General features: G+C 65.1%; 19 protein-coding genes. 9 read left to right on the forward strand and 10 right to left on the reverse strand.

The window, feature by feature from the left end; all coding sequences use genetic code 11:
- Positions 1-7 precede the first annotated feature (7 nt).
- Together ACK4R0_RS15995 and ACK4R0_RS16000 are read left to right on the forward strand one after the other, a co-directional pair.
- Positions 8-571: a hypothetical protein gene (locus ACK4R0_RS15995; protein ID WP_409676278.1), complete on the forward strand. Its 564-nt coding sequence runs from the start codon at positions 8-10 to the stop codon at positions 569-571.
- Between the two features lie 4 nt (positions 572-575).
- Complete coding sequence (locus tag ACK4R0_RS16000) at positions 576-1,289, forward strand: hypothetical protein (protein WP_409676281.1); 714 nt, start codon at positions 576-578, stop codon at positions 1,287-1,289.
- 51 nt (positions 1,290-1,340) lie between these two features.
- On the opposite strand, the gene ACK4R0_RS16005 is transcribed toward ACK4R0_RS16000, so the two are convergent.
- The 8 genes from ACK4R0_RS16005 to ACK4R0_RS16040 all read right to left on the reverse strand — a co-directional run bounded on the left by ACK4R0_RS16005 (position 1,341) and on the right by ACK4R0_RS16040 (position 10,685).
- Complete coding sequence (locus ACK4R0_RS16005; protein WP_409676284.1) at positions 1,341-2,114, reverse strand: SDR family NAD(P)-dependent oxidoreductase; 774 nt, start codon at positions 2,112-2,114, stop codon at positions 1,341-1,343.
- A gap of 132 nt (positions 2,115-2,246) precedes the next feature.
- A complete protein-coding gene (locus ACK4R0_RS16010) occupies positions 2,247-3,101 on the reverse strand; it encodes a class I SAM-dependent methyltransferase (RefSeq protein ID WP_409676287.1) in 855 nt (284 codons plus the stop codon).
- A 74-nt stretch (positions 3,102-3,175) separates the two neighbouring features.
- Positions 3,176-3,478 carry a helix-turn-helix domain-containing protein gene (locus ACK4R0_RS16015; RefSeq protein ID WP_409676290.1) on the reverse strand — a complete coding sequence of 101 codons (303 nt, stop codon included), beginning with the start codon at positions 3,476-3,478 and terminating at the stop codon, positions 3,176-3,178.
- A gap of 10 nt (positions 3,479-3,488) precedes the next feature.
- On the reverse strand, positions 3,489-3,791 hold the full coding sequence (locus ACK4R0_RS16020) for a type II toxin-antitoxin system RelE/ParE family toxin (protein WP_409676293.1): 303 nt from the start codon (positions 3,789-3,791) through the stop codon (positions 3,489-3,491).
- A 123-nt stretch (positions 3,792-3,914) separates the two neighbouring features.
- A complete protein-coding gene (locus ACK4R0_RS16025; RefSeq protein WP_409676296.1) occupies positions 3,915-4,985 on the reverse strand; it encodes a type I restriction endonuclease in 1,071 nt (356 codons plus the stop codon).
- Between the two features lie 126 nt (positions 4,986-5,111).
- Complete coding sequence (locus tag ACK4R0_RS16030; protein ID WP_409676299.1) at positions 5,112-8,390, reverse strand: error-prone DNA polymerase; 3,279 nt, start codon at positions 8,388-8,390, stop codon at positions 5,112-5,114.
- Complete coding sequence (locus ACK4R0_RS16035; RefSeq protein WP_409676302.1) at positions 8,387-9,949, reverse strand: Y-family DNA polymerase; 1,563 nt, start codon at positions 9,947-9,949, stop codon at positions 8,387-8,389. Before ACK4R0_RS16035 ends, ACK4R0_RS16030 begins: the two co-directional genes overlap by 4 nt.
- Complete coding sequence (locus ACK4R0_RS16040) at positions 9,843-10,685, reverse strand: ImuA family protein (RefSeq protein ID WP_409676305.1); 843 nt, start codon at positions 10,683-10,685, stop codon at positions 9,843-9,845. Before ACK4R0_RS16040 ends, ACK4R0_RS16035 begins: the two co-directional genes overlap by 107 nt.
- A gap of 253 nt (positions 10,686-10,938) precedes the next feature.
- On the opposite strand from ACK4R0_RS16040, the gene ACK4R0_RS16045 reads away from it, so the two are divergent.
- Together ACK4R0_RS16045 and ACK4R0_RS16050 are read left to right on the forward strand one after the other, a co-directional pair.
- Positions 10,939-12,324 (forward strand): 50S ribosomal protein L11 methyltransferase, encoded by a 1,386-nt coding sequence (locus tag ACK4R0_RS16045; protein WP_409676308.1) that lies wholly within the window; start codon positions 10,939-10,941, stop codon positions 12,322-12,324.
- 455 nt (positions 12,325-12,779) lie between these two features.
- Complete coding sequence (locus ACK4R0_RS16050; RefSeq protein WP_409676311.1) at positions 12,780-13,133, forward strand: hypothetical protein; 354 nt, start codon at positions 12,780-12,782, stop codon at positions 13,131-13,133.
- A gap of 35 nt (positions 13,134-13,168) precedes the next feature.
- Here the strand turns inward: ACK4R0_RS16050 and ACK4R0_RS16055 are convergent, their stop codons facing one another.
- A complete protein-coding gene (locus ACK4R0_RS16055; protein ID WP_409676314.1) occupies positions 13,169-13,771 on the reverse strand; it encodes an HNH endonuclease in 603 nt (200 codons plus the stop codon).
- A 208-nt stretch (positions 13,772-13,979) separates the two neighbouring features.
- On the opposite strand from ACK4R0_RS16055, the gene gluQRS reads away from it, so the two are divergent.
- The 5 genes from gluQRS to egtD all read left to right on the forward strand — a co-directional run bounded on the left by gluQRS (position 13,980) and on the right by egtD (position 18,072).
- The gene (gene gluQRS, locus ACK4R0_RS16060; protein ID WP_409676317.1) at positions 13,980-14,861 is read left to right on the forward strand and encodes a tRNA glutamyl-Q(34) synthetase GluQRS; all 882 of its coding nucleotides are present in this window, start codon (positions 13,980-13,982) and stop codon (positions 14,859-14,861) included.
- Positions 14,858-15,079 carry a hypothetical protein gene (locus ACK4R0_RS16065; protein WP_409676320.1) on the forward strand — a complete coding sequence of 74 codons (222 nt, stop codon included), beginning with the start codon at positions 14,858-14,860 and terminating at the stop codon, positions 15,077-15,079. Before gluQRS ends, ACK4R0_RS16065 begins: the two co-directional genes overlap by 4 nt.
- A gap of 25 nt (positions 15,080-15,104) precedes the next feature.
- Positions 15,105-15,668 carry a cob(I)yrinic acid a,c-diamide adenosyltransferase gene (locus ACK4R0_RS16070; RefSeq protein ID WP_409676323.1) on the forward strand — a complete coding sequence of 188 codons (564 nt, stop codon included), beginning with the start codon at positions 15,105-15,107 and terminating at the stop codon, positions 15,666-15,668.
- Positions 15,669-15,787: 119 nt separating this feature from the next.
- Positions 15,788-17,056, forward strand: a complete 1,269-nt coding sequence (gene egtB / locus ACK4R0_RS16075; protein ID WP_409676326.1) for an ergothioneine biosynthesis protein EgtB — start codon at positions 15,788-15,790, stop codon at positions 17,054-17,056.
- Between the two features lie 23 nt (positions 17,057-17,079).
- Positions 17,080-18,072 carry an L-histidine N(alpha)-methyltransferase gene (gene egtD / locus ACK4R0_RS16080; protein ID WP_409676329.1) on the forward strand — a complete coding sequence of 331 codons (993 nt, stop codon included), beginning with the start codon at positions 17,080-17,082 and terminating at the stop codon, positions 18,070-18,072.
- Positions 18,073-18,223: 151 nt separating this feature from the next.
- Here the strand turns inward: egtD and ACK4R0_RS16085 are convergent, their stop codons facing one another.
- Positions 18,224-18,886, reverse strand: a complete 663-nt coding sequence (locus ACK4R0_RS16085) for an SDR family oxidoreductase (RefSeq protein ID WP_409676332.1) — start codon at positions 18,884-18,886, stop codon at positions 18,224-18,226.
- Between the last annotated feature and the right edge of the window lie 116 nt (positions 18,887-19,002).

Genomic DNA, 19,002 nt, shown 5'->3' on the forward strand with positions numbered 1-19,002 from the left:
GCTTGCGATGGGTGCGACATTCTTGAACATGGCGGCGACGACCGCCTTGAAATCCGCAGCACTGACGGCGGCGGTTGCGCTGGCCTTGCCGGTGCCTGCGCAGGCGCAGTTCGGCGGTCTGTTGCGCCCCCGCCCGAGCGCCAGCGGCAAGACCGCCACCGGCTGCGACGACAGCGCGGGCAAGGCGGCGGGCCGATCGGTGATCAGCGGCGTGCTCGGCGGCCTGGCAAGCCGTGCCGGCATCCCCAGCTTCCTTCCCGTGCCCGAAGTCGCTGGTCTGCTGACCGATGCGATCGCCTGCAAGCTCGAGCCCGAGGAGCAGAAAAAGGCCGCCGATGCGACGCTCGAGGCGACACGCGGCGAAGAGGTGGGCAGCACCTCGACCTGGACCAGCGAGACGCGAAAGGATGTGTCGGGCACCTCCACCGTGGTCGGCAAGACCCAGCTTGCCGATGGCTCCACCTGCATGAACGTCAACGATGTCATCATCGTCGAGGGCGAGGAGACCACCGTGTCCAAGCGCATGTGCAAGAAGCCCGGAGCCGCGCGCTACGAAATCGCGCAGGCCTGACGTGATGCGGGCAGCCCGACGATCCTTGCTGCTGGCGCTGTCGGCGGCGTTGCTGTGCGCGCAAGGCCCGGCCTCGGTCGATCCGCTGAACCCGACCTGCCCCAAGGCGCCAGACTGGTCGGCCAACAAGATCATGGCGCTGAAAGTCGTCGACAAGGGCGGCACGAAGGTGCTGCTCGCCGAAGGGCCGATCGACCAGACGCTGCCCGACCGGCTGAAAAAGGCGCTGGCCGACAACCCCGACATCGCCGAGATCTGGCTGCGCTCGCCCGGCGGCAACGCGCGTGCAGGGAACGCGGCGGGCCGCATGATCCGCAGCGCGCCGGGGCTGGTCACCCGCATCCCGGCGGGCTGGACGTGCTTTTCCGCGTGCAACTTCGTGTTCATGGGTGGCCAGTTGCGGGTGGTGGAGCCCGGCGGCAACTTCATGGTGCACATGTTCACGATGACCAATGACCGCGACGCGATCGATCAATCGGTGGCGTTGGGCACCGACACCACGGTCGAGCTGATCGGCGATATCGAGCAGGAAAGCGCGTTGCTGGCTAGCGAGGACAACGACTTCCTGATCCGCATGGGCGTCTCGCGCAAGCTGCTCACCGACATCATGTACAAGCAAAAGGCGGTGGCGAGCAGCGGCGGCGGCGACAAGTCCACCCGCCGCTGTCTGAGCCAGGACGAAGTGTTTCAGTACAACGTCGCCAACGTGCGCGAATAGGCGGCGCGCGCCCGGGTTCCCGCCCGGACGCGTTCGCTCACGGGCGGACGATCACGAAAGCGGCGGCTGGCCGTTGGATGCGCCGACACCGCCATCTACGGGCAGATTGACCCCGGTGATGAACCGGGCGTCGTCGCTGGCGAGGAACGCCATCGCGGCGGCCACTTCCTCGGGCTCGCCAACGCGGCCCAGCGCTATACGCTGCTTGAGGTTGTCGTGGATTTCCTCGTCCTCGATGATCTCCTCGGTCAGCGGCGTGCGAATGACGCAAGGGTTGACCGCGTTGACGCGAACCCCTTCCTTGCCGTGATCCATCGCCAGCGAGCGGACCATATTGGTCACCGCGCCCTTCGAGGCGTTGTACGCGGTCATGCCCCAGTCGCCGCCCAGGCCCGAGACGCTCGAGGTCATCACGATCGATCCGCCGCTGTCCTTGAGATGCGGCAATGCTGCGCGGACGAAATGCGCCGGGCCGTTGACGTTGACGTCGATGATCTTCTTCCAGGTGGCGTCGTCGGTCTCGGGCAGGGTGCCAAAGTCGGCAATGCCCGCGTTGAGGATCAGCACATCGACGCTGCCGAACCGATCGGCTGCGTCCGCGACGACCGCGTTGACCGTATCCGGATCGGTGGTGTCGCCGACCTTGACCATTAGGCGATCGCCCAGATCGGCGAAGTCTTCATCGATCGAGCCGGGCTCGAGGTCGAACGCGACCAGATTGGCGCCTTCATCGGCAAAACGGCGCGCCGCAGCAGCGCCTATGCCTGATCCGGCTCCGGTCACGATAACGGTCTTTTCGGCAAAGCGGGTCATTGCAGATGCCATGGGGGTGTCTCCTTGTTGGGGGGTAAAGGAGACTTACGGGACCGGCGGAGGATTGGTTGCTATCGATACCATCCTCATGGACCGGGCGTTCATGATCGACGGTGGGGCGACCCTGGGGGGCGCGCGGACGGGTCAGGCGGTTGCCGAGACCAGCCAGACCTTGTTCGCCATCATCACGCCCTTGCCCGGAACGTGGCGCTGCTCGAACAGCGTGACGAGATCGGCGCGGGCGCGGGCGAGCACGTCGTCGCCCGCCTCGGCGAGCGCGCGACCGATCGCCATCGATGCGAGCGCGAAATCCGCTGCCTCGTCGGGCGAGGCACCGGGGCCGCCGATCGCCTGCTCGCCCTGATACGCCTCGATATCGGGCGCGGAGAACCCGGCGTGCGTCAGGATATTGCGGACATAATCGAGATCGGCAAAGGCGAACGGGCCGGGCGCGCGCGGATCGGGCGAGGGGATGTCGATATGCGAGCGCGCGATCCCCATCAGCTCCATCATCCACGGATTGTCGCGCGGCGCCGCCCAGATCGCCAGATCGATCCGCCCCCCGGGTTTGAGCAGTGCGTGCAGGTTGGTGAAGGCGGCATAGGGATCGGCAAAGAACATCGACCCGAAGCGCGAGATCAGCCGGTCATAGGGGGTATCGAGCGCGACGGTGGCAGCATCGGCGCAGATGAAGCTGACGTTGGGGTGGTCAGCAGCGCGGCGGCGGGCCGCGTCGATCAGATCGGGCGAGATATCCAGCCCCAGCACCGCACCCTCCGGCCCGGTCGCCTGTGCCGCAGCCAGCGAGGTCAACCCCCCGCCACACCCCAGATCGATCACCCGCTCGCCCGCCGCAATGGCCGCACGCGCAAGCAACGCATCGCCAATCGGCGCGATCATGCCCTCGAACCGGTCGATATGGGTAAGCCACTTGATACCCATCTCGCCCGCCCAGTCTTCGCCCTTGAGTGCGTTGGGGTCGGCGGTGGTCGCGGTCATGGCGTGGCTCTCCTGTGGTTTGCGAGAAGAGGGTAGGGGGTGGCGGGGCGAGGTCAATGGGGAACGCGCGCGAGTCAGGCCGCCTTCAATGCCTCCCGCGCGGCATCAGGCATCCGCGCGATAACGCTCAGATAGGCGCTGGCAGTGGCATCGGGATGGCGACGTCCCTGCTCCCAGCCCTTCAGCGTGGCGAGCGGAATGCGATACGCACTGGCAAACGCCTGCTGCGACAACCCCAGAGCTTCGCGGATCGCGCGCACGTCGGGGACTTCGATGACATGCTCGCGCGCGCCCGTTGCCTCACCGCGCGCATGGGCGGCGGCTTCGGTCATACTGGCGATCAGGTCCTGGGCGAAGGTGGTGCTGGCGTCTTCCATTGCTTGGTCCTTATCTCTTGCCTTTGATGGCTGCGGCGAGGGCGGCAACCGCCTTTTTCTCGTCCGCGCTCATGTCGGTCGCCTGCGCCTTGGCATAAGCCAGCAGCAGGTAGAGCGGGGTGTCCATATCGCAGTAGAAATAGATCACCCGTGCGCCGCCACGCTTCCCGCTACCGCTCCGCCCCCAGCGCATTTTGCGCACCCCGCCCGTGCCGGGGATGACATCGCCAGCTTCGGCATTGTTTGCTACGTGATCGACGAGAGCGACGCGCTCCTCATCGCTCCATATCTTTTCCGCCTGCCGCAGGAACATGCTGGTTTCCACAACGGTGATTGGACGGGTTTGCATGGCTCATTTATACGTCAATGACGCCTATATAGCAAGCAGGTGCCCGGATGGTGAATGGCTGTTGAGATGGGCATCACTACTATCCCCTTATGCGGGGATATTTCCGTCAAGCTCCCGCAACCGGTCTTCGATTTGCTCGGAAAAACTGTAGATTGCGGTCAAGTCAGAGATAAGGTTTCGTTCCTCTTCCTTGCCTTTGAAAGTCCCAAGGTACTTAGCCGTAAGGCCATTGAAGTGCATACGAGCGATGGTTTTGCGGTTGTTGTCGTCCAGCAAAATTGCGCAATAGGACTTCGCATCGCGTATCGTAACCCGTTTGGGGTCAACCAGCCGCGATGCGATAGCTTGGATGATGTGGAAGCCTGACACCTCCTCCGCAGTTGTTACGACTCCATCAGAGTTTGCTTCATCTTCGGATGGCTCCTCTTCCACCAGTCCGGGCGAAGCTGCATTCAGTGCCGACGAAAGGCGTTCATTCACAAGGTCTCTGACTAGTGATGAGATTGTATTCACCAGCATCTTGCTGAAATTTTCTCGCACTGCAGCGGTGAGCCGTCCGTCGTGCACCCGGCGAGCTAACAAATCCACAAAGCCGTCTGATGGCTCAGCGAATTCCTTCTCCAGCTCCTTACGTAGCAGCGACTGAATTTTCAGATTGCCAGCTTCCTGGACGATCTTGTCGATGTCAAAAGCCGATTTTGCGAACTTCTCAATCGTTTTGACGTCTGCAGGCTTGATGGCATCCATGGAGAACGAGAAGAATGGTCTCTCGTCCATGATATTAGGTTTTTCAACGTCCGAGTAGAACTGGTAGGTGACGCCGTTGGTGAGCAATGCCAGCCTCGCCTCTGTAGCAGTAAAATAGCGGAATAGCTGTGAGGCGTGCTTGACGTTCAGCTCAGCGGAGGCGGGTTTGCATTCGATCAGGATATCGACCTTGCCATCTTTGCAGATAGCGTAATCGACCTTTTCACCTTTTTTGGTTGCTACATCAGCTGTGAACTCGGGAACCACCTCTTTCGGGTTAAAAACATCGTAACCGAGGGCTTGCAGGAAAGGCATAACGAGCGCATTTTTGGCTGCTTCTTCGGTCAACAGAACTTCGCGGTGCTCCAGGGTTCGCTTCTGAAGTTCTACCAGTTTCGTCGCAAGTTCCATGAATGATCCCCCAAAAACAAATGTAGTATGAACTTGGCACTGAATAATTGTGCAAGCAAGTGTATCATAACCCCCTTTTACGTCTGCTAACAAGATGCAGTCCCGCCCTTCTGGTCCGGTCTCCCCTCAATGAAAATCCCGCGACTTCGGCAGTACCCGAGCATCCCTCGGATGGCGTGACGGCACCGGCCTTGCCACCTCATCCCCTCGCGCCAGTGGGGGCGTAATCGCACCATCCCCCCGCGTCGCCGTCAGCGTCGCCAGCAAATCGCTCTGATCCACAACCCGGTTCGCCATCAGGTGCACTACGCCTTCGCGGCTGCGTTGCAGGACGCCTTCGACCTGCATCAGGCGGCTGGCCATCACGGCGCGGCGGTAGCGTTCGAACAGGCGGGCCCACAGCACGATGTTGGTGATCCCGGTCTCGTCCTCGATCGTGACGAAGATCGCGTTGCCCTTGCCGGGGCGCTGGCGGACGAGGACGATGCCGGCGGTGCGCACCGTCTTGCCCGCCTTGGAATTGTTGGTGTCCTCGCACGACAGCACGCCGTCCTCGCGCAGGCCCGCGCGCAGGAAGGTCATCGGGTGGTCCTTGAGCGAGAGCCGCAGCGTCTGGTAATCGGTCACCACCTCCTCCGAGGCGGGCATGATCGGCAGCTGCATGTCGGGCTCCCACCCCAATTCACTGGCGCCCAGTTCGCGCGCACGCGCGGCAGCGAACAGCGGCAGCTCGCCCGAGGGCGTGCGCCGCACCTCCCACAAGGCCTGCCGCCGTGACAGCCCGAGCGATCCGAACGCATCGGCATCGGCGAGCAGACGCAAAGCGGCGGACGGCAAGTCGGCACGGCGCGCGAGCATCTCGACCGAGGTGAACCGGCCTATTTCGGCGCGCGCGGCGACCAGCGCCTCGGCCCAGGCAGCGCGGAAGCCATCCATCTGGCGATAGCCCAGCCGCAGCGCCAACCGTCCGTGGCCATCGCGCTCGAGCGCATTGTCCCAGCCGCTGGCGTTGATGTCGATCGGGCGCACCTCGACCTGATGCTCGCGCACATCGCGCACGATCTGCGCGGGCGCGTAGAACCCCATCGGCTGCGAATTGAGCAGGGCGCAGGCGAAGACCGCAGGCTGGTGGCACTTGATCCACGACGACACGTACACCAACCGCGCGAACGACAGCGCATGGCTCTCGGGAAAGCCATAACTCCCGAAACCCTCGATCTGCCTGAAGCAGCGCTCGGCGAACTCGGCGGTATAGCCGCGCGCGGTCATGCCCTTGACCAGCTTGTGCTGAAAGTTGTGCATCGTTCCGACATTGCGGAAGGTCGCCATCGCGCGGCGCAGATGGTTGGCCTCGCCCGGGGTGAAATCCGCCGCGACGATCGCCAGCTTCATCGCCTGCTCCTGGAACAAGGGCACGCCATAAGTTTGCCCGAGTAGCGTCTTCAATTCATCGGGGTCGTGCGGCGGCGCGGGCGAGGGGTATTCGACCGGATCTATCCCTGAACGACGCCGCAGATAGGGGTGGACCATGTCGCCCTCGATCGGCCCGGGACGCACGATCGCGACCTGCACGGTGAGGTCGTAGAGCGTGCGCGGACGCAGCCGCGGCAGCATGTTCATCTGCGCGCGGCTTTCGACCTGGAACACGCCGATGCTGTCGCCGCGGCACAGCATGTCATAGACCGCCGGGTCGTCGGCCTCGAGATCGACGGTGAGGTCGTGCTCGCCTAATCCATGCTGCCGCATCAGCGCGAACGCCTTGCGGATGCAGGTGAGCATGCCGAGCGCCAGCACATCGACCTTCATCAGCCCCAGCGCGTCGATATCGTCCTTGTCCCACTCGATGAAGGTGCGGTCCTCCATCGCGGCATTGTGGATGGGCACGGTCTCGTCGAGCCGGTCCTCGGTGAGCACAAAGCCGCCGACATGCTGCGACAGATGGCGCGGGAAGTGCAGGATCTGGTCGACCAGATCGCGCAGGCGCACGATATCGGGGTTGTCGGGATCGAACCCGGCCTCGGCATAGCGCTGCTCGGCCATCGAGCTGGAGAAGCTGCCCCAGATCGTGCTGGTCAGCCGCGCGGTCACATCCTCGGAAAAGCCCAGCACCTTGCCGACCTCGCGCACCGCGCTGCGCGGGCGGTAATGGATCACGGTCGCGGCGATCCCGGCGCGGTGGCGGCCATAGCGCGCATAGATATACTGCATCACCTCCTCGCGCCGCTCGTGCTCGAAATCGACATCGATATCGGGCGGCTCGGCGCGTTCCTCCGAGACGAAGCGCGAGAACAGCAGGTCGTGCGTCACCGGATCGACCGAGGTGACGCCGAGCAGGAAGCAGACGATCGAGTTGGCCGCCGAGCCGCGCCCCTGGCACAGGATCGGCGGATCGCGGGTGCGGGCGAAGCGCACCAGATCGTGCACGGTGAGGAAATAGCAGGCGTATTTCTGGCTCGCGATGAGGTCGAACTCGTCGTCGAGCATCTTGCGGACTTTTGCGGGCAGTTCCCTACCGTAACGGTCGCGTGCTGCGCGCGTCACCATGTCCTCGAGCCAGGCCTGCGCCTCCCAGCCTTCGGGAACGGGCTCGAGCGGGTACTGATAGCGCAGGTCGTCGAGGGTGAAGGTGATGCGGGCGATGAGGGCGGTGGTCTGGTCGATCGCTTGCGGGCAATCGGCGAACAGGCGGGCCATTTCGGCGGGCGGCTTGATGTGGCGCTCGGCGTTCGCCTCCAGCCTGCGCCCGGCATTGGCGATGGTGCAGCCTGCGCCGATGCAGGTCAGTACGTCGTGCAGCGGACGCTGCTCGGGCGCGGCATAGAGCGCATCGTTGGTGGCGATGAGCGGCACGCCGGTGGCTTCGGCGAGGCGCATCATCCGCGCGAGGCGACGGCGGTCGGCGCCCCGGCGTGGCATCGTGACGCCGATCCAGATGCGGTTCGGCGCGGCCTCTCGGAGCGTGTCGAGCAGCGCAGCGTGATCGGGCGCGGCCATCACGATCAGCAGCAGGTCGTCGAGGTGTTCGAGCAGGTCGGGCAGGTGTAGCGTGCAATCGCCCTTGGTGGCGCGCAGGTTGCCCAAAGTCAGCAGCCGGGTGAGCCGCCCCCAGCCGTGCCGCGTCGCGGGATAGGCGATGATGTCCGGCGTCCCATCGGCAAACACCAATCGCGCGCCGACCACGAGGCGCAGCGTGGGTGGCGGAACGCCGATCTCGGCGGCGGCCTTGTGCGCATCGCGCAGTGCGATATGCGCGCGGACCACGCCCGCCACCGTGTTGCGGTCGACGATGCCGATCCCCGCCAGCCCGAGTTCGAGCGCGCGCGCGACCAGATCGGCCGGGTGCGATGCCCCGCGCAGGAACGAGTAGTTGCTCGCGCAGACCAGCTCGGCGAACTCGATGCTCACGCAAACAACCCGTGGACATACCAGCGCGGATCGGGCTTTTCGGTCTCGTAAAGGCCGTGGCGGAAGATCCAGAAGCGGCGGCCGCGCGCATCCTCGACGCGGTAGTAATCGCGGGTCAATCCCGGGCTCTTGCCGGGCGCGTGCTTCCACCATTGCGCCGCGATCCGCTCGGGCCCCTCGAAGCGCACGACATGGTGCTGGGTGCGGCGCCAGCGGAAGCGGTGCGGCGGGCCATCGGGCACCTCGGCGATCACCTCGATCGGCTGCGGCGGATCGAACAGGTGGATCGGGCGGGCAGGCGGCTCGCCCTGCTGCGGAGCATCCCAGGCGGCGGGTGCGGGCAGATCGACCGCGGGCAAAGTGAGCACCGCCTGTTCGGGCACATGGCTGTCGTGCGGTTCGAACCTGCGGATCGCGCCGCGCCCCAGCCGGGTGCTCAACCGGTCGACCAGCTCGGCCATCGCCTCCTGCGCGATCGTCCCGCCCTCCAGCTGCAACTGCGCCGGGGTCAGCGGCTCGATGCGCGGCACCGCCAGCCGGATCATGTCGAAGCCGAAGCCCGGATCGACCGGATCGGCGAGCGCCGCCAGCCGCTCATTGAGCAGCCGCATCAGCACATCCGGGTCGCGCATCGGCAGGCTGCTTTCGGTGGCGAGATCGTAGGTGCGCCCGTCGCTGCGGAAGAAGCGCGCGATGAACCGCCGCCCGCCCATCCCGCGCTGTTCGAGCTCGATCGCCGCTTCCTCGGCAAGTTCGCCGATCGCCGCCATCGCCGCCTCGGTGCGCGCGATCGGCTCGGCAAAGCGGCGTTCGAAGCGCAGCGCGGGCGCGGCGCGGCGCGGGGTGATGCGGCTGTCGGCGGTGCCCAGCAGCCGGTCGAGGCTGTCGACCAGATCGGCACCGAAGCGCGCGGCGAGCGGCGCGCTCGGCCGCATCGCCAGATCGCCGATGGTCTTGAGGCCCGCGCGGATCAATGCGGTCTGTACCTCCTCGTCGATCCGCAATGCGGCGACCGGCAGGCGGCGCAGCGTGGCATCCTCGGTCTCGAACGTTGTTCCGGCGGGCGCGAACCGGGCGAGCGCCTGCGCTGCCTCGGGGGTGTCGCCGCACGCCAGCCGCACATCATCGCTCCACCGTGCCAGGAAGCGCGAAACCTCGGCGAGCAGCCGAGCCTCGCCACCGAACAGATGCGCGCAGCCGGTGATGTCGAGCGCCAGCGCGTCGGGCGCCTCGATCGCGACCAGAGGCGTGAAGCGGTCGCACAGATCGGCCAGCCGCTCGAGCCAGGCGAGATCGGCCGCCGGGTCATGATCGGTCACGCTGAGCACCGGCACCTGCGCGCGCGCATCGGCGAGCGCCAGCCCCGCGCTCAGCCCGAGCGAGGCCGCCTGCGGGCAGGTCGCCGCAATCCGCATCGCGCCGCGCACCTTCTCGACCAGCACCAAAGGGGTGTCACCCGGCGTGTCGCAACCGGGGCGGCGGATCAACCGGTCGACCGGCAGAAAAGGGAAGAACAGCGCCAGATGGCGCCGCTGCGATTGCGGCGAATCCTCCGGCATCGGAGCCAAAATCGGAGGCGGTGTCGGCATTTGCAAAACAGGCTTGTTCACGGTTCCACTCCACGCGCCAGTCGCCGCCGGAAGGGCGTCCGCGCTGGCGCAACAATTCAACTCTCCAGGCAGGATAGCCCGGCGCATTGGCCTCCATCGGCAGCGATGGCGCGGCGCTGACCTGCCACCGGGTCTGCGCGGCGCTGGGCGAGGGGGATGCCGCGATGCGCAACGCGATGACGGTGACCCCCGATGTTTCCGCCGCCAGCGCCAGCCTGCGACTCGCGGTCAGGTCGAGCAGCCGCGGCTCGCGCCACAGTTCGATCACCGCGACGCCGACCTCTGGGCAGCGCACCACATCGGCAGCGGCGCGCAGCACGCAGAGCGGATCGGGCAGCACGCCGATGATCACGCGCGCCGGATCGAGCCCGATCTCGACCAGCCCTGGCGCATGCAGCCTGCCGCCCTGTTTTTCCGCCTGTATCTCGCGCAGCCAGACCAGAGTGCCGCCCGACTTCAGCCCCAGCCGCAGCGCCAGCCCGGCGACAAACCCCGCCGCGCAGCCCGCATCCTCGGCCTGCGCCGCGAACACCTCGTGCACCCGCCCACGCGCCAACCCGCCGCCGAGCGCGGTGTCGATCCCCAAATGCCCGGTCCCCGCCACCGCCGCCATCTCGACGGCACGCGCGCGCTCGATCCCGGCGATGCGGGTTTTGAGAGACTCGAGGGATTCGGGCCGGGACATATGTTCTTATTATGTTCTCTTTCGGGGAACGTCAAACTGGTGTGTTGAGAAGCCAACCTTTTCGTCATTCCCGCGAACGCGGGAATCCCGCTTTGATACGACGGTGGTGCAGAAGCGGGACCCCCGCGTTCGCGGGGGTGACGAGAAAGTTGCGGGCGCGCAGAAAAAACGCGCCCACCCGATGGTTACGTTTTGTTAACCCTGCTCGTTAATAGTCCGTCAAATTGTCTTAACGCCGCTTTACGGGGGAAATATGCCGGATACCGCACACGAGATCGTCAGCGCTCGGACCCTGTTGCACGAGGCGATGCAGTTGCAGGAGGCGGGCAATCTCGCGGCGGCCGAACCGCGCTATCGGATGGTGGTCGAGCAGGGCTATCGCACGATCGAGGTGCTGCCGATTCTCGCCGGGATCCTGGGCCATCGCGGCGCGACCGAAGAGGCGATCGAGGCCTGGGACATGCTGCTCGCGCTCGACCCCGATCACGCGGTGGCGCATCATGAAAAGGGGCTGATCTACAGCCGCACCGGGCGCCCGAACGAGGCGATCACCGCGCTGCAGGCGAGTTGCAAGGCCGACCCCGCGAACCCCGTCGCCGCGAACAATCTCGCGGTCATGCTCTCCGATGCTGGCCGCAAAAGCGAGGCGCTCGACCAGTTCCGCCGCGCGCTCGCGCTGCAGCCGGGCAACATCCATATCGAACACCAGATCCGCCGGTTGAGCGCCGATCTCGTGCCCTTCTGGCATATCCCGATGCTCAACGATGTGCGCCGCAACGATGCGTTCGAGGCCGCGATCCGCGCCGCGATCGCTCAGGCCGGGCCGGAGGCTCGCGTGCTCGATATCGGCACCGGCAGCGGGCTGCTCTCGATGATGGCCGCGCGCGCAGGCGCCCGCTCGGTCACCGCGTGCGAGGTGGTGCCGGTGATCGCCGACATGGCGCGCCAGATCATCGCCGACAACGGCTATTCGGACGCCATCACCGTCCACACGGCGCCTTCGACCGAGCTCAAGGTCGGCGAGCATCTGGACGAACGCGCGGACATCCTGGTCTCCGAAATCCTCTCGAGCGACCTGCTCACCGAGCATGTCATCGACACCTTCGAGGACGCGCACGCGCGGCTGCTCAAACCCGATGCCATCGTCATCCCGCGCGCGGCGTCGGCGATCGGCTGCCTGGTCGAAAGCCAGGTGCTCGCGGACTATGTCTTCGTCGATCAGGTCTCGGGCTTCGACCTCTCGCGCTTCGCTGCGCTCGCCTCGCCCAAATTGCCGATCCATGGCACGATGACCGACTGGCGGCGGCTCTCGGCGGACGTCGAGCTGGTCAGCATCGACCTCACCCGCAAGGCGCACGCCAGCGACCTGCACCTGCTCGAGATCGACGTGCAGGCCGACGGCATCGCCACCGGCATCGTCCAGTGGATGCATGTCGACCTGGCCGAGGGCGTGACCTTCGACAACCACCCCGATGGCTATACCGACGGCGGCTGGCTGCAGATGCTGCACAATTTCCCCGAGCCAATCGTGGTGCGCGCGGGCGATGTGCTCAACGTCGCGGTGGGGCACGACCGCGTGACGCTGATCGTGCGTCCGCTTGAGGTGGTGGCTGCGGTGGCGCAGGCGCAGGTGGCTTGAGTTGATCCCGCTCTCTCCCCTTCAGGGGAGAGATACGAAGCCTTGCCAGCTTGCTGGCTAGGCGAAGTTGAGAGGGGCAGCGGTAACGCATTCCCCTCTCCCCCCGCCGCTACGCGGCTCCTCCCTCTCCCCTAAAGGGGCGAGGGCCAAAGCGGCACGCCATAACCACCCCCGCGCAGCCTGAGCCTGTCGAAGGCCACGCACCCACGCTGGCCATATAGCGGGGCCTTCGACAAGCTCAGGCTGAGCGGACCGGGGCGCTTGCCAAGCTTTTGACCGCAACAGATGCACCAGCCCGGTCCCCTGCGAAGGCAGGGGCCCATCACCCGACCGTTGCGCCGGGTGCGAGAGCCATCCGCTCCATTGCTTACCGGCGATTCACTGCGCCCGGTTGCTCGGTCGTCACTTTGATTTCTGGCGGCAATCCTGTATCCTGTGGTGACAAGGAGGTTACCATGCGTCTGATCATTCTCCTCTGTGCGCCGCTCGCATTGATAAGCGCGAAGAATATACCCGCTCCCGTGGCCCAGCCGGAGTCGCCTCCAGCGCTCCATGACCAAAAGACCTCCGCATTATCTGAGCAGGAGTGTCGCGATCGTATCACGCTAGCGCGCGATGCAGCTGGCCAACCACCGCTGCTTGATCGCGGCCCAGCATCGCCCGACGATACTTTCTTGATCTATGCCGTCGATAAAAAGGTGGATGGCTGTGCGGTCATGGTCATAAAGGACAATGTTGATGACATCCGTCCCCTGCCCAAACCATCAACAGGGCCAACACGGCTGATTCCGCTAAACCCGAAGGGCTGACACCGATGCTGGCTTGACGGCCAGCGACTGCCCCCTCAAGCCTCCAGCTCGACATCCCAATACAGCCAGTCATGCCAGCTATCGTGCAGATAGTTCGGCGGGAACGCGCGGCCGCGTTCCTGCAGTTGCCAGCTGGTCGGGCGGATCGGGGGGACCATCAGGCGCATGTTGGCTTGCGCAGGCGTCCGCCCGCCCTTGCGCATGTTGCACGGGGCGCATGCCGTCGCGACGTTCTGCCAGGTGGTCTTGCCGCCCAGGCGGCGGGGGACGACGTGGTCGAAGGTGAGCTGGTGCGGCGATCCGCAATACTGGCAGTGGAAGCGGTCGCGCAGGAACAGGTTGAAGCGGGTGAAGGCGGGGTATTCGGACGGCTTCACATATTGCTTCAATGCGATCACCGACGGGATCTTCATCTGGATCGTCGGCGAATGCACCTCGCGCTCATAGGTTTCGATAACATCGACCCGGTCGAGGAAGATCGCCTTGATCGCGGTCTGCCACGGCCACAGGCTGAGCGGATAATAGCTCAAGGGGGTGTAGTCGGCATTGAGAACGAGGGCGGGGCAGCTATCCGGATGCCGGATAAAGTCGGGGTGCGGGTCGCGCACGGCCCGTTCGATCAAATCGGGATGAAACATGGTCGGCTTAAACCCTCTCCCATTCGTCCGCGCTGCTTCCTATAAACCCAACTGCGTGACAGCCCCATGACAAAAACGTGATAACCGAATTTACGGTTAATCAGCATGAGGCAGCCGCACAGGTCAAGAGGGCGCTGCCACAATATATGGTGATAAGTTGGCGCATTACACCCAAGGGAAAGATGGCTGCGCAGCGGGCGCCAGCGAGGTGACCGATCACGCTCCAGTCCGCACCCGCTTTGCGCCCAGCCCCAACGGCGCGCTGCATCTGGGCCATGCCTATGCCGCGCTTCGGGCCCACGATCTGGCGCGCGATCTGGGCGGCGAATTCCTGCTGCGGATCGAGGATATCGACGGGGTGCGCTCACGCCCCGAGCTGGTCGAGGCGATCTTTGCCGACCTGCGCTGGCTGGGGCTGGCGTGGGATGGCGATGTGCTGTTCCAGTCGTCGCGGCTGGCGGCGTATGATGAAGCGCTCGAGCAACTGAAGGCGCAGGGGCTGGTCTATCCGTGCTTCTGCACCCGCAGCCAGATCGCCGCCGCCGGAGCGCAACCGGGACCCGACGGGCTGGTCTACCCCGGCACCTGCCGCTCGCTCAGCGCGGCCGAGCGCGAGCGCCGGATGGCGAACGAACCGCACTGCTGGCGGCTGGACATGACGCGTGGCGTTGCCGAGACTGGCCCGCTCGTCTGGCACGATCTCGAAGCCGGCGACCAACCCGCGCGGCCCGAGCTGTTCGGCGATGTCGTGCTGGCGCGCAAGGATGCGCCAGCGAGCTATCATCTCGCGGTCACGCTCGACGATGCGCACCAGCAGATCAGCCATGTCGTGCGCGGGTGCGACCTGTTCGATGCCACCCATGTCCACCGCTTGCTGCAGGCGTTGCTCGGCCTGCCCACGCCGCATTATCTGCACCATGGCCTGCTCGCCGGCCCCGATGGCCGCAAGCTGGCCAAGAGCGAAGGCGCAGCAGCGCTTGCGGTGTTGCGCGAGGCGGGCGAGGACGGCCCGGCACTGGTCGAAAATTTGAGAAAAGATCGCCTTCCGTCTGGCATTTCCCGGGTGCACGCCTCATATAGCTTGCCATGAACATCATCCTCATCCTGGTGATTGTCGCTCTGGCAGTCATGGTCCTGGTCAGCCTCGTGCGCGGCCTCGTTTCCTTCATCCAGATGACCGAGGAGGACCTCAAATCGCCCGGGGTCGGCCGCAGCCACCAGATGCAGAACAAGATGATGTTCGCTCGCGTCAAATATCAGGCGATGGCGATCATTGCGGTCGCCGTGCTGATGCTGGTCAACCGCTGAGCCTTCGGGGCTTGGGGGACAGCTGATGGTCAAGCTCAACAAGATCTACACCCGTACCGGCGATGACGGCACCTCTGGCCTGGTCGATGGCTCGCGCGTGCCCAAGGATTGCCCGCGCATGGCCGCGATCGGCGACATCGACGAGCTCAACAGCGCGCTCGGCCTTGCGGTCGTCGCGCTGGGCGAAAGCGAATTTGCCGCCGATCTGATCCGCATCCAGAACGACCTGTTCGATCTGGGCGCCGATATCGCGACGCCCGGCGAGGACTTTACCCCGTCCGAAATGGTGCTGCGGATCGTGGCCAGCCAGGTCGACTGGCTCGAACAGCGGATCGATGCGGTCAACGATGCCTTGCCGCCGCTGCGCAGCTTCATCCTGCCGGGCGGCAGTCCGGGCGCGGCTGCGGTGCATCTCGCCCGCGCGATCGCGCGGCGTGCCGAGCGCACTCTGGTGGCGGCATCGCACGACGGATCGATCAATCCTTCGGCGCGTATCTACGTGAACCGGCTGTCGGACTTCCTGTTCGTCCTCGCGCGCCGGATCAACAATGGCGACGATCCGCTCTGGGTGCCCGGCGCATCGCGGTAGACGCCTGTTCTCCGGCGAAAGCCGGAGCCCAGGAGTCGGATTGAGCAACATCGCCCCTGGATTCCGGCTTGCGCCGGAAAACTGTAACGGACGATAGATAATCATCGCATGGGGAAGATATGACGACCATGAGCGCCAACGCCCCCACGCATGAAGCAAGCGCCTCGGCCCTGATCGAGCTCTTCTCCCACGTTCGCGCGCTGACATTGGCGCTGGCCGAACCGCTCTCGGACGCCGATGCTACCGTCCAGTCGATGGACGATGCCTCGCCCGCCAAATGGCATCTGGCGCACACCAGCTGGTTCTTCGAAACCTTCGTGCTGCGCGATCATGTCGCGGGCTACACCGCGTTCGACCCTGATTTCCACTTCCTGTTCAACAGCTATTACGAGGCCGAAGGCGCGCGCCATGCGCGTCCCAAACGCGGGCTGCTGACCCGGCCCTCGATCGATGCCATCCGTGCCTATCGCGCGCATGTCGATGCGGCGATGGTCGAAGCGATGCCAACCCTGGGTAACGATGTGCTGGCGCTGATCGAACTGGGGCTGAACCACGAGCAACAGCACCAGGAGCTCTTGCTGACCGATATCCTGCACCTGTTCGCGCAAAACCCGCTGTTTCCCGCGATCTGGCAGGCAGAACCTTTGCCAATGGTAGAAAGCCAGCCGCTTGAGTGGATCGCGGGTCCGACAGGGCGGGTCGAGATCGGCCATGATGGCGATGGCTTCGCGTTCGATTGCGAGGGACCGCGCCATGCGGTGCTGCTGACCCCCTATGCGCTGGCCAATCGCCCGGTCACCAACGGCGAATGGGCCGCGTTCATCGCCGATGGCGGCTATACGCAATCGCGCCACTGGCTCGCCGATGGCTGGACCTGGGTCCAGGCGGAAGGCATCGAGGCTCCCTTGTACTGGCAGCGCGACGCGGACGGGCACTGGCAGCAGTTCGGGCTCGATGGGCTGCGTTCTGTCGATCCTTCGGCACCGGTCTGCCATATCAGCCTGTACGAAGCCGATGCCTATGCGGCCTGGGCGGGTGCGCGCCTGCCGACCGAGGCGGAGTGGGAGGCGGTCGCCGCCCACCACGATCCGCTGGGCGGCAACCAGCTCGATAGTGCAGGACCGGTGCGTCCGCACGCCGATGCGGCCACGGCGATGTTCGGCAACGTCTGGCAGTGGACCGGCAGCGCCTATCGTCCCTATCCCGGCTTCAAGCCTGCAGAAGGCGCGGTCGGCGAATACAACGGCAAGTTCATGTCGGGTCAGTTCGTGTTGCGCGGCGGCAGCTGTGCAACCCCGCGCGGCTCCGTGCGTCCCTGCTATCGTAACTTTTTCTATCCCCACCAGCGCTGGCAGTTCACCGGTCTCAGGCTGGCCAGAGACATATAATCGACCTTCAGGAGAGCAATCCCGTGTCCAGCAGCGCCCAGGCAATCCAGCTTTCCTCAGAGGAATCAACGGCTCCGGCAAACCCTGCATTCGAGGCGGATGTGCTCGCCTGTTTCCGCAGCACCCGCCGCGCGATCCCCGCGCGCTGGCTCTACGATCTGGCAGGCTCCGAACTGTTCGAGGCGATCACCGATCTGCCTGAATATTATCCGACCCGCACCGAGACCGCACTGCTCGAACGCTATTGCGGCGAGGTCGCCGCGCATGGCGGCAAGGGCCGGGCCGTGGTCGAGTTCGGCTCAGGCTCCTCGGTCAAGACCCCGCATCTGCTGCGCGCCGTGCAGGGCGAGCATTACGTCCCCATCGACATTTCGGGCGATTTCCTGCGCGATTCCGCGTCGGCGCTCGCGGCCGATTTCCCCATCCTGCAGGTGCACCCGCTGGAAGGCGATTTCATGCACCCGCTCAGACTGCCCGAAGCGGTTGCGTCCGTTCCCAAGCTCGGTTTCTTCCCGGGATCGACCATCGGCAACATGGTCGCGCGAAGCTCGGTGGATTTGCTGCGCTCGATGCGCGAGACGCTGGGCGAGGGGGCGATGCTGCTGATCGGCATGGACCGGATAAAGTCGCCCGATATCCTGATCCCCGCCTATGACGACGCGCAAGGGGTTACCGCCGAATTCAACCTCAACCTGCTGCGCCGCATCAACCGCGAGCTGGATGGCGATATTCCGGTCGAGCAGTTCGCCCATGTCGCCCGCTGGAACGACAGCTATGCCCGGATCGAGATGCATCTGGAGGCGCAGGCGGACGTGAGCTTCGAGGTGCTCGGCGAGCGTTTCAGCATGGCGCGCGGCGAGACGATCCACACCGAAAACAGCCACAAATATGGGCCCCGCGATGCCCGTCTGCTGCTGCGTTCAGGCGGCTGGACGACCTGCCACGAATGGACCGATCCCGACGACTGGTTCGCGCTGATCCTGGCGGAGGCCAAGCCGTTCCAGACTGCGCCTTGAGTCGGTTATCCTTTAGAACGGACGGGTGCACGACGTCCCTCGACTGCGCTCGGGAACACGGACAGTCGGCTCAATCTCTCGTTTTAAGCTACCCCACCCCGTCTGTCCCGAGCGAAGTCGAGGGACGTACGCGCCAACGGTGGACTAGGCGCTACCAGTCCAGCCTATTGCCCTGATAATCGACGAACGCCCCGCTATCGCCCGGGACCAGCCCGGCGATGACCTTGCGCAAACCGGCAACACTGGTGGTGGCATCGATCTGTGCGCTAGGGCCGCCCATGTCGGTCTGCACCCAGCCGGGATGGACCATCGCCAGCGTCAGCCCGCTGTCCTTCCAGTCGATGCTGAGCGAACGCCAGGCCGCGTTGAGCGCCGCCTTTGAGCTGCGATACGCGGTCAGGCCACCGCTGTCGTTGCCTGTGATGCTGCCCATCACCGATGACAGCGCGATCATCTTGCGCTGCTGCGAGGCGAGGACGTTGTCCTTGAGCCGGAGTGCCAGTTCGGTCGGCGCGATGGCGTTGGTCAGCAACGTCTCCGCCCAGCCATCGCGATCGAACTGCTGTGGCCCCATCATCCCGGCATTGGCGATGAGCACGTCGATCGCGCGGTCTCCCAGCGTCGCCTGCAGCGCATCGAGGCTCGCGGGGTCGGCAGACTCGAACGGATGGACTTCGGCGCCCGTCGCTTTCAGCTCGGTTGCCGCGTCCGGATTGCGGGCCGTTGCGATGACGGTCCAGCCATCGGCCGCATATTGCCGGGCGAATTCAAGGCCCAGGCCGCGATTGGCACCGGTGATCAGGACGGTAGGCATGACAATCTCCGTTGGTTTGTGCGCTCAGTCGGCAAGATGCTTGAGGATCAAGTACCAGTGATCGAGCCCGGCGTAGAAATCTTCCACCCGGATGCGTTCGTTGAGGCCGTGTGCGA

Origin of the sequence: Blastomonas sp., assembly GCF_046294995.1 — a bacterium.
Taxonomy (GTDB): Bacteria; Pseudomonadota; Alphaproteobacteria; order Sphingomonadales; family Sphingomonadaceae; genus Blastomonas.